We start from the raw sequence: 18,996 nt of genomic DNA, 5'->3' as shown, positions 1-18,996 counted from the left end.
TGCCATGTTAAATACATCAGAGCATCCTTGGAAATTGGTTGGTCCGTGGTATCGGCCTTCTTCTTTAGGTGGTTACGCGGTCACCAAAACGGCTTTAAACCGCTTTTCTGCTCCTATTATTCAGAAATATGCGGATGCTAATTTTGCGAACAATCTTGTCAATGAACCGCAGCACTCATTGCGCTTTAATAGTGAAGACTTTGTTCAGCCCTTTAGCGGTGATCCTAATCAGGTGATTACTCCCATAGAGCGCGCGCAGTCTCACACTCCTTTGAAACTTTACCTAAATACCCATAGCCGTTTTTATGTTGTGGTGTGTGAATTACATTGTGATGTGGCTGGGTTCCCGCAAGTCGAGCGTAACAAAGTGTGTGAAGCAGGATTTGTGGTTCGTCGTCGTGTGCCAGTTATCACACCAGAACTAAAAGGCAAAGTTGAGACCTTATTACAGCAACGCAGCCAACTGCAAAATGACCTTAACAAAGTCAATATGCAGGTAAAAACAGCACAGTTGCAAGAATCTCAACAGAGCAGCGATATTAGTGGACTGTTAAAAACCAAAAGCGCGCGATTATTTTCTGGTTTGCAGTCTGGTACGGCTGAAAAACTCACTGAAAAGCTGCAAGACACCAATGGACAGTTAGACCAATTGAGCCAAAGCGGCGACATTAAAATTGAACTACAAGGTTGGAAGTCCAGTGATTTAAAAGGCGTGGGAAACTGGCTCCCAATTGAAGAAACACCTGAGCAGATTACAGAACAGGTTATCCCCATGTATCCGCTTATCGCTGATCCAACTAATCCTAATCACTCTGCCAATGGCAAAACCCTTTGGTTTGGCGTTATACCAACTAGTTTAGCTGATGTTGATAGCAACAATAATCCAAGGTTTGATGACGCTGATCTATATGAAATACGTTGTTTTGTGCGTCGACACCATAGTCAATTCCCCATTCAGAAAAACCACACTGACTGTTGCGGTGATGTAATTTGGAGTGAAGCAACCGAAGGTTATCAAATTGCTGCTCATTTTGATCTAGATGGCACTAGCCATCGACCGGTAAATATCAAATTACCTGACTTACCGGCTATTCGTAATCAAGTCAATAATGCCCCTGCAGGGCGAGGAGCAAGTGCTCGGATTATAGCTCCAGCGGAGTCGTCCCTTAACTTTGCCACTGATAGTATGGATATGCCCCAAGGCGGAGAGCCGTTAACTCGTGCGGGTCAGCAAATCTGTTTCTTCTCGATTTTTCTTTTTTTCATTGTTGCGATGTTTTTATTCCGTTTGTTTTTACCTATTTTGCTATTCATTTTCAATTTATGGTTTTTGCTAAAACTAAAATTTTGTATTCCACCCTCATTTCAGTTTGATGCGGGCTTGGTGGGCAGCTTGAATTTTGACGGTTCTTTTGGCGCAGATTTTAATGCCTCGATTGATGCTCATGTCGAACTGATGACCGAATTTACGGCTGATTTAGCGGTTCAGGTGGCCATTGAAGGTCCCGATTTGGAAGCTAAATTTAATCAACCGAATTTCAGTATCACTGTAAATAAAGGAAAAGATAACGAAAAAACCTACGTGGATGAAGGGGTTTTGGCTAACGACTTAGGATTAATGATAGCCAACGGCATCAATGCCAGTGACGACATGCGAGCTGACATCAAAAATGGTGGCGATAGCCCAGGTTTAAGCAGTCTCAGTTTGAATGAACTGGCGGGCATTTTTATCGCTATGCAAACGGAGTATCAAGACGTAAAACACCCTGAATTAGCGGGGATACTGCCCACTCCTGATAGTGGCTTAGTGTACTTTGAAAAAGTTGAATTGAACAAGGAGGCTGCATGACCCAGTCGTCCCCACTGAAGGCATTTTTAGGCAAGGGCTGGGCATTTCCAGTCCAACCTAGCCAAGCAGATAAAACTATCGCTTATGTTGAAGGTGCTGAAAAAGTGCGACAGTCAATTTGGATGATTTTGCAGACTGAGCCTATGGAGCGAATTATGCGACCTAATTTTGGCTGTGGTTTACGACGTTACTTAATGCAACCGAATAATTCTGCTACTTGGTCTGGGATACAGCGGGATATTGAACGCGCGCTTAGCCGTTGGGAACCAAGAATAAAGCTCGAAGAAGTCAAAGTGAATGGTGGCGAAGATCCCTCTGTCGCAATGATCAGCATTCGATATTCTCATGTTCAGGACGGAAGTCGTGAAAATCTTGTATTTCCCTTTTATCTGGAGTAGCTAAGGATGAGCCTAAATAAACCGATTTTAGACGACCGATCATATCAGCAAATCCGTGATGAATTGATAGCACGTATCCCGGTCTACGCGCCCGAATGGACGGATCATAACCCTAGCGATCCAGGGATTGCTCTGATCGAATTATTCTCTTATTTGACTGAAAATCTGCTCTATCGTTTTAATCAAATACCCGATTCCACCAAAATGGAATTTTTGCGACTGTTACAAATTCCATTAAAAAGTGCGTATCCAGCCACCGCAATGCTGTCTTTATCAACAAAAGAACCGCAAGGTGTTGCTGCTAAGCTAGCGAGTCAAGCTAGCGCTGGTGATCTGAAATTTACCACCTTGCAAGAAGTACATGTTTTACCGGTATCTGCCCTAGGTGTGCTCAAGGTAATCGATCAAGTTCCTGATGAAGATAGCGAAGAAGGTATTTTCTATCAACAGGCAGCGGCAAGTGTTGATGCAGGTGCAACCCAGCCCTATCACACCGAAACGATTTGGCAGGATGAGCCTGGACTTTCCAGGGATATGAATAGCTCAGTTGATGGGATTTTGTGGGTGGCCATATTGGCAGAAAAAGCCACAGAAACAGAATTGATTAAACAAAATTTATTGGCGCATCCCAAAGCGCCTCTTTTACTCAATATCGGTTTCATTCCTGAGATTAGATTAGAGGACGATCTTGATCACCATAGTGCCGATTTTGCACTACGTTTTCGTTGTCCTGGCGAAGGGATGCAAGCTACGGGGAGTCCGGTTAGTTGGCAAATATCTACGGGACGAATTAATAGTCAAAATAAACCTATCTATTATCCGTTGCAGATACAAGGAGATACCACCAACGGATTAGAAAAAGAAGGCGTCGTTCGTTTGCAAATGCCCACTGAACAGCAAAATATGTCGGTGTATCAACTCGATGATGTCAACATGCAGGGCGTTGGCGATTTCCCCCCCATTTTGGATGACGATACACAATCTCGGGTTATTTGTTGGTTGCGTGCTTTTCGCAATGATGACACTGCCATTGGTAAAATTACCTTTATTGGCGCTAATACCACATTGGCTGAACAAGCGGTTCAAGGGAAGTCTGAATTTATTGGCACCGGAAACGGCCAACCTAATCAAGTTTATGCACTAAATCATCAACAGGTATTGGCCAACTCAGTTAGATTGCAAGTTGAAGAGCCCCAAGGCTGGACCGACTGGCACGAAGTTGAAGGCTTTTATGCAAGCACTGAAAGTGATCGGCATTTTATGCTGGATAAGCAAGGTGGACAAATCCGTTTTGGCACAGGTATTAACGGAGCCGTTGTGCAAATAGGTCAGCGGGTAAGAGTGATTCAATATCGTTACGGAGGTGGCAGAGTAGGTAATGTGGCGGCCGCAGCAATTAACAAACTTGTTGCTAATCCGCTAGTCAAAGTGAGTAATCCCCTTAATGCTTATGGCGGTACAGATGCAGAAACCTTGGAAGCCGCTTTAGAGCGGATCCCCAGTGAGCTGCGCAGACGCAATCGAGCTGTCACCCGTTCAGATTTTAAAGAATTAGCGCTGCAGGCACCTGGTGCGGATTTGGCTCGTGCTGAAGTTTTACCCCGTTATCATCCTCAACTACCACAATTAGAATCTGCCGGTGTTGTTAGTGTGGTGGTGTGGCCAAAAGAAGATAAACACAATCCTAATGCGCCACTTCCTAACAATAATCAGCTTCGTAGTGTCTGTCGATTTTTAGATGCGAAACGTTTAATCACCACGGAAATATATGTGTTGCCGCCTAAGTATGTGCCGGTTGCCATTGCTGTGGGAGTCAAAGTGAAAAATGGCTTCGGTATTGATGCCGTTCGCCATTGGGTGGAACTGGCATTGCGTCAATTTCTAGCGCCCTTACCCCCTTATGGACCAGGCGGGCATGGTTGGCCGCTGGGACGTCGAGTGCATAACGCTGAATTGGAAGCCGCAGCCCATCAAGTCGAAGGGGTCGAATATTTAGAAGGTTTGGAATTGGTCGGGTGGGATTCTGCAGGCAATGAAATTCCGAATACTGTTACGCTGCAAAAGAATGAGGTACCGGAATTAATTGCTATCACTGTTGAAAACGGCCCCATTACGCTCAGCCCTGGAGAGATTATATCGCCCACTGAATCTGATGCCATAGCTGTGCCTGTGCCAGTGATTAAGGAAGTGTGCTGATGTCTCAGTTTGCCATGATTGCCGGTGTTGATCAGTGGATGCGTGTCGCTCACGAAAATACCAGTGTGGATATACAACAACAAATCGTTCAGTTGGCCTGGCATCATCAACACTTGCACGATTCCCATGCTTTTAAAGTGAAACCCGCAGGTCTGACGTTTGACCCTTGGTGTCGTCTTTATCATTCGGTTCCTGAAGACAATGGGATTAATAAATTATTATGGACTGAAAAGCGCCAGCCAAGTTTGGCTAAATCTCTGTTTCATAGATCGCAACAGGTTTATGGTGAATTTGTTGGTCAGCAAGTGCAATCTGATTTAAGTCTTCCTATCGGTCTTGCTGTGGATAAAAAAGGACGACTATTTATTGCTGATAGCGGCAATCAGCGGATCTTAATATTTGATCTAATTGACAATACATTATTGCGCAGTGTTCATCTCGACGGCACCCCCAGTGTCATTCGTGGTGACGGCCAACAAGTATTTGTTGTTGTGTCGCCTGTGACACCCCCGGATATGGGCAATCAGCTCAATCAATCTACTAGCTTAGTCAGATTTGACGCCACTAGTATGCCAATTGAAATGGATCTTAAGTTTCCCAATGATGTCAGTGATTTAGCTATCAATAGTGTGACAGTCGATACAGATGGCCGCATCTTCGTATTATTAGGCGCAGGCGAGGAGTCTGCGGTGCTATGGGCGATAGATGGCGAAAATGAATTAATTGACGTCCCATTTGCCAGTGATATTTTAGCTACTGACGATAATATGATTGTTGTGTCTGCCGCGCCAAATGCTGATTTTCAGCGGTTTAGAATCACTCCCAACAGTATTGCGCAAATGCCTCACCTGCAAGCTCCTTATTATGACGGACGGGGCATTGCATTAGACCCCTTTGGCAAAGTGGTTTATTGGTCTGCTAAAGGGTTGATGTATGCAACTGTGGCCAAAACTCAATATAGCAGCCAAGGTCGCATAGTGTGTTTTAGGCTCGATAATAATGAAATGCAGCGTCGCTGGGGTAGGATATTCATTGATGCCTGTTTGCCAGTTGGGACCTCTATAAAACTGGGTTACATTGTTAGTGATGAACATTTAAATGGTCCCCAAGTAGACGCCACTGCACCACAAAATATTGGAGAGTATGAATTAACCAGACCTGATCTAACGCCGCCGCTGCCATCTAAATTAGCGGTAAATGAAGTGTTAGTTAGTCAAAAATTGCATAGACGTAGTCAAAACCGAGAATTACCTTGGTCGTTTAGCGACGAACCTTGGCGGACCTATGAAGCACCGGTTAATGCGCCGCCAGGGCGCTATCTTTGGTTAGTCATCGATCTCTTTGGAAAATCACATGCATCACCTAAGATCAAAAATATTCGGGTGGAATATCCTGCGCTGGATTTATTACGACGTTTACCCCGTGTTTTTTCAGAGCAAGGGACTGCAAGTGACTTTTTACATCGATATTTAACCTTATTAAACACTAATTTTGATGAACTTGATCAACGTTCGGATACGCGCCATTGTTTACTCGATCCACTTTGCTCACCAATATCTGTATTGCCTTGGCTTAGCAGTTTACTTGGAATAGAGCTTGACAATCGTTGGCCTGAAACAACCCAAAGACAGATCATTAAACACGCAATGTGGCTATTTAAATATCGCGGTACTGTCGCTGGATTAAAGCGTTTTATCGAAATTTATTTACAGCGTGATATCACCATTATTGAGCATTATCAGGTGCGCGGTTTAGGTGGTGCATTTGTCGGTGAAGATGATTCCCTAGCGGCAAATTCGATTCTTGGCGCGGGCTTTCGGATTGGCGGAAAATTAGGGGAGGCTGATACTACCAGTGTTATCAATGAGCAAGATTCGAATGCTGCAGATGTACGATCGTCCTTTAGCTATTCTGATGCAATAGCACTGCACGCCCATAAATTCAGCGTCATTGTGCCGCTAATTCTAGATGAAGAAAAGCGTGCTGTAATTGAACATATTTTAGAGGTTCATCGTCCAGCGCATACGGTTTTCGATATATGTTCCGTTGACTCAGGTATGAGGGTGGGAACTGGCTTGCATTTAGGTATGTCTTCGGTGGTTGGTCAAAGTTCAGGATTTGGACAATTGCAAATTGGCAAATCGATTCTGGGTACAACTGATGTGTTGGGGCAGGCCAAATCTGGAACCATAATCGGTAATAGTCAAGTGGGTTTTGACTCGAGGGTTGGCTGATGGACATTCAAATCAATCAAGTATTGCGTCGTTATCAGTTAAGCGCCTCTCAACGCACTTACAAGGCGAGATTAGATTACCTCACCGAACAATTATTACGTGAGTACGTTGATTTGGCGTTATTGCACAGTGGATATTCACAAAGAGATATAATCTGTATTCGCAATTGGTATCTGCCCATCGATTTTGATAACAGCAAAACTGATGTTGAGATATTTGAATGTTGGCTAATCGAGCTTGAATCATCTTTACAGAAGTTATTTGCAACTGCTGACGCTAAAAAATGGATTCATTATCGCTCAAAAGTTGAAGCCCTTAAATCCGTTGCTATTGATTTGGCAGCGCAACAACTTAGTCATGTTTGGGCATGGCATCAAATGGGGATTGTCTCTCAATCTAGCCTAAACCTGCAAGAAGCGAAATCACAATGGCTGGCCTATCTAATTAGGCAACCAACTCTGCTCAAAGCGGTGTTAATTGGACTCGCTGTTGAGGGCCGACTAGAGATTTTAATTGCACGAAGAATTATTGAGTTTGATGATGCCCTGAAACTGATTGATGGATTGTTAGAATTTACGCCAAATTGGGTGTCTATTACAGCGCATATCAACAGCCATGTAGAGATTAATTGGTCAGGCCTTGTTGTTACCTTTCGCCGCTATTTAGCGTCACAGAGTAATCGTCGTATTGATGAAATTACACTGTTGCCTGAATGGATCAAAGGTTACTTAAGCATGCAGTTAAATAACGGACATTCAGGAATTGACCTTAATAAAATAACAAAACTGAATGTGGATGATATTAAGTGTTTACTATTTTCCGGCGTTTTATCGGAATGGTCGGGTAGTGGTGTTCGTAAGGTTATTTCCAATAATCAGAGTTTAACTGCCTACGTGATGCAATTAGTTGAGGAAATTAAAACGGTGGCTGGAGTCGTTTCCACCGCATTTCCTTTCAACCACCAACATAACCAACCAAATAGCCTGCAAGCGACTAAACAGCAGAATGACAATAACTTCACTGTTTTTCGTCAGGCAGAACCTATTTCCGTGCTAAGTGCAGAAAAAGTGGCGCTGTTAAGCAGCTTTGCTGGAATTTTGTATGTATTGAATATTCTTAAACAGCCAAAATGGCAACAACAATTAGCCACTTTAGTGGATAAACCTTACCCACTTATTCAGCAATTAAACCTATTGGGCCAATATCTACAGCCACAAGGGACATTCGATCCTGCGCTTAACGTATTCAGTGGTGAATTAATGGTGTTTGAGCCTACTCTAGATGATGATTGTGCTATCAGCACTGAGGATAAGGCTGACTATCAAATCTTTGCCGAGAAAATTAAATTAGCAATATACACAAGCTTAACTAAACCTTTGAACAACAACGTGAGCAAGACATTTGACTGGTTATGTCAGCGTAATGCACGGATAGAGTATCAAGCCGGATGGGTAAACATTGTATTTGAAATGGATGCGATTGATACGCAAATCCGTGCTGCAGGTTTAGATTTGAATCCTGATTATGTGCCATGGTTAGGTTACGTAGTGAAGTTTTATTATGAATGACTCATTACATTATTTAGCGGGCGTCGCTAAGCAACCTGTTCCTTTATTTGATTCTGTTCTTGGTACTGAGCCATCGGCCGAGTGCAGAGGCCCTGTGCTAGAACAAGTAGTATTTCTCACCAATAACTTAATTCAGTTGTTAGAGGTGAATTTTAGTAAAGATGATACCTACATTCAATCTGGAGTGGACTTTTTGCATAGCTATTTGCAGTCCATCGACGATTACAAAAAAAGCGTGCAACAAGCTCACTCAAATGCATCTGAAACAACTTCCGCACAAAGTGCTTTGTCTCGTCTAGTCCTTGGCTTGAATCTTTCGCAATTGGAAATACAGTTGTTAGTACTAGGTGGAATGGCACAAGAACATGAAGGTTTTGCAAATCTGTTTTGTTCTTTACACCCGCGGCAACAGCCTTATCCCACAGCTGCACTGTTAGCAAAATTGGTGTGCACTGATCAGCCACTCCGAGAATCTTTGTGTAATTGTTTAAATGAGTCGGTTTTGTTCGACCTTGGGATTGTGGAAATGTCAGATCAAGCGCCAATTTTCACCCAATCAATTATGGTTAACGCCAATACTTGGTATGCAATAAATACCGGAAAGTCTTGCTTTTTACAGACGCCTGCTTTGAATATCCAGAGTTGTTTCCTAGGATTGTCTAAGTGGTTACAAACGGCGATTGTTGAAGATGCAAAGCGGTGTATTTCGAACTCACTTGAATCCCATATTATGATTCAAGATATGGATAATTTAGTCAGTTTGAACCGCGCATTAGCATTACTAGAAGAAACAAAGCGTAAATCCGTAGTGGTGCAACTTAACGACCAATTTAGCCAGCAAGAATATAAACAATTGGCATGTCATTGTGTATTGTCTGCTGCTGTCCCTATTTTACTTTACGACAGTCAACGCAGCACCACCGCATTGCATTTAGGTGTGCTCAATCAATTTTGTCCTTGTGTGATCATTTGCGCAACTAGCAATATCAATATCATCGAATCTGGCTGTATTAAACTAGATCTTCCCGTGCAACGCCTTGAACACAACGAACTTTTGCTTATGTGGCAGACGTTGTTACCCGAGTTTGCATCTGACGCTGGACAGCTTGCCTCTTGGTTTCCACTTGATCCTTATCACGCAATGCAGCGGGTCAAAAGTTGGCGTTCATTACATCAATCAACACAAAAAAAACACTCACTGAGCGACATTAGTCATGCATTTAAGCAGTATTCTGGCGCGCTGTTACCGCAAGGAATTAAACGAGTGACGCCGAGGTTAGGATGGTCAGATTTAGTGTTACCAGAGACTAAATTACAGCAGCTTCGAGAAGCCATTGGTCGTTTGAAATTACAATACAAGGTGTTAGATGAATGGCAGTTTTTGCAAAACCGAAGAGGAGCTAAAGGAGTACGGATGCTTTTTTCTGGTGTCCCCGGTACTGGAAAAACCCTATCTGCTGAAGTATTGGCAAATGAACTGCAGGTTGATTTGCTGGTTGTCGATTTGGCAGCCGTGGTCTCTAAGTGGATTGGAGAAACCGAAAAAAACTTGGCAAAAGTCTTTAGTTTTGCCGAGCAGTCTCAGGCGGTTTTATTGTTTGATGAGGCGGATGCCATTTTTGGCAGACGAACAGAGGTAACAGATTCCCACGACCGATATGCAAATCTTGAAACGGCTTATTTGTTAACCCGTTTAGAGGCGTATGACGGGATGACAATTTTAGCCACGAACTTTAGAAATAACATCGATGTGGCGTTCATTCGTCGACTTGATTTTATCGTGGATTTTCGTGAGCCCAATGTGACCGATAGGGAACACTTATGGCGTTGTCATGTTCCACAAACTGCGCCCTTAAACGCAGATGTGAATTTTACTCAACTGGCCTCTTTATTTCCGTTGGTCGGTGGAGAAATTAGAAATGCTGCCGTTGCTGCTGCTTTTTCTGCAGCGCAACAGCAACAAGATATACAACAAGAGCACTTCATTATGGCTGTTCGCAAAGAGTTTGAAAAAACCGGCAAGGCCTTCAGAGAAGTGAACCCATCATAAGGATTATTGGAGAAATATTGTGAGCGCAGAAGCATTAGTGAATCAAACATTTGGCACTGCTGGTTTATCTAAGCAAATGTTGCCAGTGGATCCGTTTCGATCTCTGTATGTGCATTTTGGCATGCTCCTAGGGGTCGACGATTTTCAAACTTTAGATGCCTACCATCGTGGCAAAATGTGGTATCACAATGCTTGGTTGCACGGGCAGGGCGTTGTGTGGGGCCTAGATGTGAGTTTGCCGCAAGCGGATAGTGAAGATTCTGAGCAAACCCGGTTCTTGGGAGAAGTAAAAGTTACCTCTGGTTTGGCCATGGATGCCGCAGGCCGAGAATTACTTTTAGAACAGGCTGCGTGCTTAAATTTAGCTGCCTGGTATCAAGCCAATCAAGACGAGGTTGCACTGCAACAGGTCGTCACTGTGGATGAAGAAAGCGGTGACGTGATATTTGACGCCCATGTGACCTTGGAATTTCATGGCTGTTTAAGTCGCCAAGTGCCGGCACTGAGCGAAAGCTGTGATGCAAGCAGCACCTCAACGGCTTATTCTCGGGTTGTCGAGACTGTCAAAGTGTATTTGTCACCAGGTGGGTATCAGCAGTCTGCAAGCACTGACTATTATCGCTTGAATTTACTATTTGGTTTGGTTGAGGCCAGAGAAGATGATGACGGAATCATTTTAGAAAGTGACGCGGATGTTTTGCAAGCCAAAGCACAGATACTGGCAGCTGAACCCAGCGATAAAGCTGCGCTGTGCCAACATTGGTTTAATCATTTTGCGGTGTTAGATGGCATTGATATCAGACCACAAAGTAGCGTTGGCAGTAGCCAATTTGGCAGTTTTCCTCAGCCACCACCTTGCAAAGTGCTGTTAGCAAATTTACATGGTTTAAGGTTGCATAAAAACGAACAAGGGTGGCAACTGATAGAGGGGGAAGTCGATCCATTTGTGCGGCCCTATATATTGCCTACCACAACTATTCAAGACTTATTGTGCGGTAGTTGCCATCCAACACAGGAGTCAGTCGCTAATATTTCTGCGACGCCAGAAGATGATGCTGGTGGTCCTCGAATTGATTCACAAAGCGTTGCTATGCAAGACAGCGAGTTTATCAATATGACAGTTGTTGGTTCCCCCTTAATGAAAGCCAGTGTCGACGTTAAAGGAATTAGTGTGACGGCTTTTGATACTCGAGATGGTTGGGTGAACTGCGATATCAAACGTGTTTCTTACCAAAGTACGGAAAATCGTTTGCAGATAGAACTGCGTGATGCCCCAGCTGGTGTGCTTGTGAGATTGATTGTTAAAGGGACGGGAGAGACGCCGATTTTAGGGCGTAATCGCATCCCTTTAGCAGGAGGCATCGACAGCCCTGCAGGTAGCGCTTATCAGGGCAATGATTTTATCTACATGTTTAAAACAAGGAGCGGATCATGAGTAGTCTTAAACCTTCCAATGTGAGTAGTAAAATATCGAGTAATGCCGCTGGACAGGCCAACGCTAGCGGACACAATGTTATTGACAGTTCTAGTTCACTCACTCGTTTAAATTATTTTGATGGTAAGTTTCTACGTGCTCCTGATCTGCAATTAGAACAAGCTGCATTGTTGAACCAAATACGTTTGTCCAATCAGGCAGCCGGTGGTGGTATTGTAAATGGCTTTGACTGTACCCTTGCTTCTGGCCAACAGATAGCGATCAGCGCTGGGCTCGGATATGACTGGCAAGGCAGAGCGTTGGTGTTAAGTCAGGATATCGAAGTTGGGTTAGGCCAATTGCTGGTTCAAACTCAAAATACATCCACGGCAAAGGCTAAATCCAGTGAGTTCATTAGCAGTGACTTTAAAACCTGTGAGTTGCGCAAATCCGATACAGGTTCAAACAACGTACTTGCCAATCAAGAATTGTATTTGATTGTTTTGTATCATTTAGAAGCCTACTGCGGTGAAGAAGACGTTTACGGTAAATTATGCTCGGAGGCGTGCATAAGCAGTACCCAGCGCACTCATATCGTTGAAGGCTTAAGTATTCGAGCTGTGCCCCTTACATTAACTGAAGCACTTAAAAGTTCCACTCATGTTAGCTTGGCCCAAAAACATCTTCGCTCACGTACTGTGAGTGCTTATTTCGAGCAAGAAAAGAATGCCATTTCATCACTTATCAGCCAACAAGGACTCAACGCCGCGACTTGGTGTTTGGGAGCCGAAGGATTAAGTGGCGAAGGTATCGCCATTGGCATGTTATCAAAAATTGGTGAAACAGTGGTGTTCTTAGATGCTTGGGGCGTTCGCCGTGAGCGCATAGTACCTCCGGCTCAGCAATATTGGGCGGCTAGAATGGGCATGCGCAACTGGCAAATTTATCTGGCACAGATATTACAATTCCAATGTCAATTGAGGGATTGTCTAGGCAGTTTTGATCCCCTTGATCTCCCCGTTACCCATGATCCCTGTGCGGATGAAAAAGCCTTACTTAAAAGCGCCGCAGCAGACATGCAACGTTTGTTGTCTTACTACACGGACATGTCTGCAAAGCTTACCCAAATTGAAAAATTACCCAAAGCCAGTATAGAATCGCAAGTCAGTATTGCCACTTTAGATGTGGATGCATTGCGGGTTAGCATCGACAGGTTGCAAGCGGTAGGAAGTAGTCAAATAAGCCAACAATTATTAATTGATTGCGGCATTGTTGAATTACCCAGTGCTGGTTATTTGCCAGTGGTAGCAGACTCTGACTTATCGATTAATCAGCAAGTTTATCAATTAATGGGCAAGGGCGTAGATTTGCGCTTTTGCGCAGTTCGCGAAGACTTTGTTCATCATGCTTTAGAGGAAGCACAACATATGCAGCGCATATGTCTGCTCTCTGGTCTGGATAATGCTGCAAATATTCAAGAGGTCGATATATTGGTTCCTGAGGGGCAGATTAACCTCTTAGAACAAGCGCAAATTCAACCTGGATTTCAAGCGCACATTGACTCATCCGATGCTGGTCTTGGCATGATGTTGCACTTAGTTGCGGATGCCTTTAAAGGCACTTTGGACAAAAATAGTATCCGTGATGAAATGGTTTTACATTCTGCTTCAAAGAGGTCTAACCTTAATGCCAGCGACACTATCTTATCTGCTCAGCAATTTGATTTTGGTAAAGACATGACCGGTGCTGCTAGAGCCGAAAATAGTGACAACAAATTAGCTTTTTATTTGGCAGCCGAAAATTCTGCTTCGACCACATTTGAAGGTCAAAAAGTAAATGCAGACATGAATTTATGGGGACAGATGCAATCTGATAAAGATGTATTTTCCCTAAACTCAGGTGCTAGGGCGCAAGTGTCTGCGCGCTTTATAATGGAGATGAGCTTGCGCTACACAGGCAACGATCGCGATGTTGCTCTGGATATCATTATTGAGCTGAACATCACTGGGCAGGTGATTATCGAAACTATTTCCCAGCGCAATGAAACCAAAAAATTAAATGGCCGGTTTGTGGGCAACAGCACATTGCAATACACCACAACACTTGACGGAACACCTATAAATCAAGTGACGGGCGCTAACCTCAATGACGATATTATATTAAGTCGAGAAACCACTGAGTTCGGTTCAAATATTGTGATTAACATACCTAGCCCCTCACTTTTTGGTAACTCTGATTTAGTTGATATGACCTATTCGCAAATATGGAATGCTGCAGGTGAATGTGAAGTAGTCGGTCAAATCAGCACGGTTGTAAATGGAACGCCGACACAAGGTAACTTTTTGTCAGGTAAATTTGTACCTGATGAAAGGGTGTTAATCCCAGGTAATCTTTTTTACAACAAGTCATTGCTTGCATTAAACCAAATCGCAGGCGCTCTGAATAATCAAGGATTTGTCGAAACTGCCAGTCATCTCTTATTCCCGCCACCGGAAAAAGTTCCCAACGAACTTGTGGTTAAGGGACAATATCCGTGGGTTTTATTCCATCGAAGACGGACTAAAGCATGTGAAGGAGGATCTATTCCAGAGGTGTTTCAGGAAACGCGACTATACCAGATCTATCTTGTGGAAGTTGCCGCCGATGCGGATACAGAAAAGCTACTAGCGTCAATGGAACGGACGTTCGAAAGGACAATCGCCAATGCAAAACCTGTCGTTGATGTGCAGTTCTCAGCCAGTTCAGCGGTGATAAATACTGCTCATAAAGCCTTACAAGAAGCATGGAAAAGTGCAGTAACCAGTCAGGCGCAAGTGTTAATAGCCGCTATTGCAAGTGCTGGTGACGTGGTGAGTGAAGGGGATGCGATTGCTACTTCTCGAGTCAATAGCACTAACGCGGTACTTGATGATGTGAGCAATTTTGCCACAGGAATTCCAGTCGTGGTGAAACAAACACTACCGTCGTCTCTAAATGCCGGCGAAAGAGATGGCGCTATAGTGTATTTTGTTCAGCAACAGCAGCAACAAATAGCAACTGATTGTCATACTGTATACCACGTTCTGACGTCTAATCCTGAAGAAGTACTGATTAGGATTAACCAATTTGTATCGAAATATGTGCCGGGTTCAAATATCACCTTAGACAGTGTATTTGATAGTAACAATGATAAAAAATTAAATGTGCAGCCACTGTTTAAAAAGGGCACAGGTGATTTCATTTCAGAGCATCAAGTTGCTAATTTAAAAGATATTTGGCTGGAAGCTGGGAATTATATCATTACTCATGCTGGTGCCATTCACCCCTCAGAAGATAAGGATAACGCGCAAATTACCCGTGAACAAACCAACACTATTGTTAACACGTTGGGAATAGCGACGGATGAGCCTGATGAAAATATGGACACGTTAACCATACCTAGAGGCATGTTTGGTGAGTGTCAAAAAGCCTCTGTACTGTTAAGTGCTACGCAGTGCCATCAAGTGTATCTAGTCACATCCTCGGACTTTGATATTGAAATCATTCCCGGCCAACAAGTCGATGAAGCGCAAAGAACTGCATTAGATCAAATTCTAATTGATTTTGATACTGGGGTTGGAAGTAACCAAGCCGCTTATTATGAGCTTAATTCAATGCAATTTTACTGGGACACTAATCAACCTGAAGCGAGTTCTCGTCAATTGTTTATGAACAATTGGCAGTCACACTTGAGCACAAATATTGCCTTACGGGAACTTCTAAATAATGGTAGTGCAATTTCATTTTATTCCAGCATTAAACCTATTGTTGTTGCCCACGGCAATTTTGAATATAAACCGAATGTGGATCAAACTAAACGTCAGAATGAAGTTATAGCTGAGTTGCTTAACCTAAGTGACGCGCCAAATCATTCTATAATGGCGAGTCAACGCACTTCATTTCCGAGCAATTGTCCGGTGATCACCTTCGTTATAATAACGCCGAGTCTAATCATCGGTGTGGTACCGGGAGATTTAGCCCGCGTGGTTAGGTTTGACGATAATAACGAGGTAATTCGCGATGCAGCATTAGAGAAGGAAATAAAAAATTTAACTGAAAGCTCAACCCAAATAAAAACCATCGAATTAGTCAGTAAAGATGATTCAGCGGCATCGGTAAAAACCGCAGATAAGCAAGCTAGGGCGTTAAAAAAAGTATTGCAAGAAGCAGGGCTAGCAACACGAATGGCGACAATTAAAGCCCGCACGCCAACGTTAGCGGAAAAGAACATGGATAAAAAATTGTTGTTAAATCTTAATTAGTCAAAATTAGGTGAAAGCTATGCTGAAAGCTCAGTCAAGTGTTGCTAATCAGTGTGAAATATCCGCAAGACGAGCAGCAAAAAAGCCTGCTGAGGCATTTCATGCTGCCAATTCGGCTGAGCATACATCAGCGAAACAAGACGCTACTGAACGCGCAGGGATAACGCCAATGAATCCCTTATGGGGAAGGTTGGTCAGTTCTCCCTTGCCAAGCAGCCCGATACAGCGAAAATGCGAACACTGTGAACAACAGCAAGAAGAGACATTAACACTTCAAACAAAGTTAACCGTGGGGCCGGCCAATGATGCCTATGAACAAGAGGCAGATGCGATTGCCAATCAAGTGATGAGCGGCAATCGTGGTAAGGTTAGTTATATTTCAAGGCTTCAATCTCCGCGAGCCTCTGCCAAGACTGAAAATTCAACTTTAAATTCAAACACGGCTCATAATGGTAACCAGCAACCCAGTCACTTAAGTTCCTATGTTAATGGCTTGAATGGCAGAGGTAATCCGTTGTCTACAGCAGAGAACCGATTTTTCTCTAGCCGCTTTAATCGCTCGTTTGATGGAGTGAGGATACATACTAATAGTGAGGCCAATCAAGCGGCAAAAGGTATAAAAGCTAAAGCATTTACCTATGCCAATCATATTGTTTTTAATCAAGGGGCTTACCAAGCCAATCAACCTAATAGTATGCATTTGTTAGCCCATGAATTGACTCATGTGGTTCAACAAAGTAAAGGGGGGAGCAGTGGATATAGCCATTCTGTACAACGTAAACCAAGTGAACAAAACTCGCCGCTAGTTGTATTGAATAACCCGCGCTTTGCAAATGACCCGCAACTCACAAAAATTGCTAATGGTCAGATTGAGGCATTAAGTAGCCAACAAAACGGTATTCATGGTGCAGTATCTAAGGTGCAAAGAGCGTTGGATGATATGGGATTCGATCTACCTTTACATCGCGTAGATGGTAGCTATGGAGATGAAACTCGTTTAGCTATCAGTCAATTCCGTTCGAGATATTTAAGTGATGATTTGGATAAGTGCGATAAGGATGCAATTATTCTTTTAGATCAGGTCGCGCCAGCTGTTGATCAGCGTCATGAGCATGTGTTTGATTACAGCAGATTGTTAGCCGACAGCCGCTTAGACGTGACGGTTGCCTTTGGTCATGCAGGTGTTAATACCTCATTTGTCGATATTGATAATAAACGCAAGGATAGCGGCGAAGATAGTGGTACAGCCTCTGCTCGTATATTTCGTGACTGGCTGACAGCTCGTGGATTTGCTCTGGCTTTGTTAGGAATAAATTCAGATGAGTTTTGGGCTCTACGCACTCCTATTCGCTTCCCTAAAAGTGATGGCAGTTTTGAAACAAGAGATATTCGTGTCTGGGTACACCTAATTGAACCTGGAGTAGGAGCCGCTAGTGCGTTTGGAGCTGGACTTTCATCATCGGAAATTACCCTTTATAACGGTCATGCTCGATACGGGAGCGGTCCAGATTTTGATGAAAAAGCATCTCCTTTAGAAAATTTTAGAATCGGAATTGATGCGGCTATGGCTGCTGCAGGAAGAGGCACTCGCTATCAAGAAGCCAAAAAACATGGTGTTGAAATGGATACTGAACATGATTTAAAAGAGATGGTAGCAAGTGATCAGTTTGACCCTGATAAATATCGTGTATTGTTTTTCCAGGCGTGTACATCAATGGCTTATTTAGATGAAGTCCGCAGCGAAATCGGAAATACTGAAAATACAGATGTGATTGGTTCTCGAGTACCCACCTATTTTACCACGGACGCTGCTAAGGTTAATCCACACGAGATTATCGATATGCTTTCCGGTATTTTAGAGGGGAAAACCGTAGAAAATATCCTCGATGCAATAGAAAAACGTCAAGAAGTATTTTATGCAAATACCAAAGGAGGCATTCCATCAAAAGGAATTTATTCTACCTCTGGTATTGGTGATAACGAAATTGTCCCCTAGAAGGTAAATAGACTAATGGAATTTCGGCAACTGTTGTTTATAAATGGTTCTATGTTAGGTTTTACTATCACGACAGCTTTCATCTGAAAACTCAAACTCTATTGTGGTGTGCGCGAGGTTAAAGGGGGCTAATTGAGCATTTAGATCGGCTTTTAAATCTTTCATTAATTGAATGCCAATTTGTTCATTTAACACTAAATGTGCTGTCATGACATGTTGCTCGCCATCTAAGGACCAAATGTGCAGGTGGTGAACATCATCAACACTACTGGGAGATAATAGAATACTTTTCACAGCATCCCTGGTTGTATTGTCTGGTGTTGCCTGCAGAAAAAGTACTAAGGTGATTTTTAAATTTTTTAATACATTGATGAGAATAAATAGCGTAAATGCAATGGATAAAATGGGATCTAAAATTGGCCAAGGTTTAAACATCAACACCACAGACACAATTAGCACGGCTACCCAGCCTAAAACGTCTTCGATTAAATGCCAGTTCAACACGCGTTCGTTTAAAGTCTCGCCGTCACTTAATTTATAAGCAGCATAACCATTCACTAAAATACCGAAAATGGCTAAAGCAAACATACCTTCTGCCTGCGGCATTTCGGGGTTACTCAGTCTTGGAATTGCTTCAAACATTATCCACACTGAACCGACAATCAGTATCAAACTATTGATCAATGCACCCAATAACGAAAAGCGTTTGAAGCCATAGGTGAAAACCTGATTTGCATCTTTCTCACCTAATTTATTCAACCACCAGGCTGTGCCAATCGCTAAACTGTCACCTAGATCATGGACCGCGTCTGCCATGATCGCGGTGCTATTGGTTAACCATCCACCAATAAACTCTATAATGGTAAAAGTGACATTTAAAAAGAATGCCCAGCCAATACGATTGGATGCCGTATGTTGGTGAGCATGCATATGAGAATGCCCGTGATGATGGCTATGTGCATGCTGGTGGCTGTTTACGTGCTGATCGCTCTTACCCATGGGGAATTCTCT

The 18,996-nt window shown here is 43.2% G+C and carries 10 protein-coding genes; 9 read left to right on the top strand and 1 reads right to left on the bottom strand.

The window, feature by feature from the left end:
- Positions 1-4: 4 nt before the first annotated feature.
- The 9 genes from ABWV72_RS09830 to ABWV72_RS09790 are packed head-to-tail and all read left to right on the top strand — an operon-like array spanning position 5 to position 17,985.
- A complete protein-coding gene (locus ABWV72_RS09830; protein WP_353370294.1) occupies positions 5-1,849 on the top strand; it encodes a hypothetical protein in 1,845 nt (614 codons plus the stop codon).
- A complete protein-coding gene (locus ABWV72_RS09825) occupies positions 1,846-2,247 on the top strand; it encodes a GPW/gp25 family protein (RefSeq protein WP_216046989.1) in 402 nt (133 codons plus the stop codon). The genes ABWV72_RS09830 and ABWV72_RS09825 overlap by 4 nt, the downstream gene beginning before the upstream one ends.
- A gap of 6 nt (positions 2,248-2,253) precedes the next feature.
- On the top strand, positions 2,254-4,443 hold the full coding sequence (locus ABWV72_RS09820; RefSeq protein ID WP_353370291.1) for a putative baseplate assembly protein: 2,190 nt from the start codon (positions 2,254-2,256) through the stop codon (positions 4,441-4,443).
- A complete protein-coding gene (locus tag ABWV72_RS09815) occupies positions 4,443-6,677 on the top strand; it encodes a phage tail protein (protein WP_353370289.1) in 2,235 nt (744 codons plus the stop codon). Before ABWV72_RS09820 ends, ABWV72_RS09815 begins: the two co-directional genes overlap by 1 nt.
- Entirely contained in the window at positions 6,677-8,245 is a 1,569-nt protein-coding gene (locus ABWV72_RS09810) for a hypothetical protein (protein WP_353370287.1), read from the top strand. The genes ABWV72_RS09815 and ABWV72_RS09810 overlap by 1 nt, the downstream gene beginning before the upstream one ends.
- Entirely contained in the window at positions 8,238-10,295 is a 2,058-nt protein-coding gene (locus tag ABWV72_RS09805; protein WP_353370285.1) for an ATP-binding protein, read from the top strand. The genes ABWV72_RS09810 and ABWV72_RS09805 overlap by 8 nt, the downstream gene beginning before the upstream one ends.
- A gap of 19 nt (positions 10,296-10,314) precedes the next feature.
- Positions 10,315-11,730 carry a hypothetical protein gene (locus ABWV72_RS09800; protein WP_353370283.1) on the top strand — a complete coding sequence of 472 codons (1,416 nt, stop codon included), beginning with the start codon at positions 10,315-10,317 and terminating at the stop codon, positions 11,728-11,730.
- On the top strand, positions 11,727-15,989 hold the full coding sequence (locus ABWV72_RS09795) for a hypothetical protein (protein ID WP_353370281.1): 4,263 nt from the start codon (positions 11,727-11,729) through the stop codon (positions 15,987-15,989). The genes ABWV72_RS09800 and ABWV72_RS09795 overlap by 4 nt, the downstream gene beginning before the upstream one ends.
- A gap of 19 nt (positions 15,990-16,008) precedes the next feature.
- Positions 16,009-17,985 (top strand): eCIS core domain-containing protein, encoded by a 1,977-nt coding sequence (locus ABWV72_RS09790; RefSeq protein WP_353370279.1) that lies wholly within the window; start codon positions 16,009-16,011, stop codon positions 17,983-17,985.
- A 54-nt stretch (positions 17,986-18,039) separates the two neighbouring features.
- On the opposite strand, the gene ABWV72_RS09785 is transcribed toward ABWV72_RS09790, so the two are convergent.
- Entirely contained in the window at positions 18,040-18,984 is a 945-nt protein-coding gene (locus tag ABWV72_RS09785; protein WP_353370277.1) for a cation diffusion facilitator family transporter, read from the bottom strand.
- Positions 18,985-18,996: the final 12 nt, after the last annotated feature.

This window comes from Aliiglaciecola sp. NS0011-25 (assembly GCF_040370605.1).
Lineage (GTDB): Bacteria > Pseudomonadota > Gammaproteobacteria > Enterobacterales > Alteromonadaceae > Aliiglaciecola > Aliiglaciecola lipolytica_A.
This window is presented reverse-complemented; position numbering and strand designations above follow the sequence as displayed.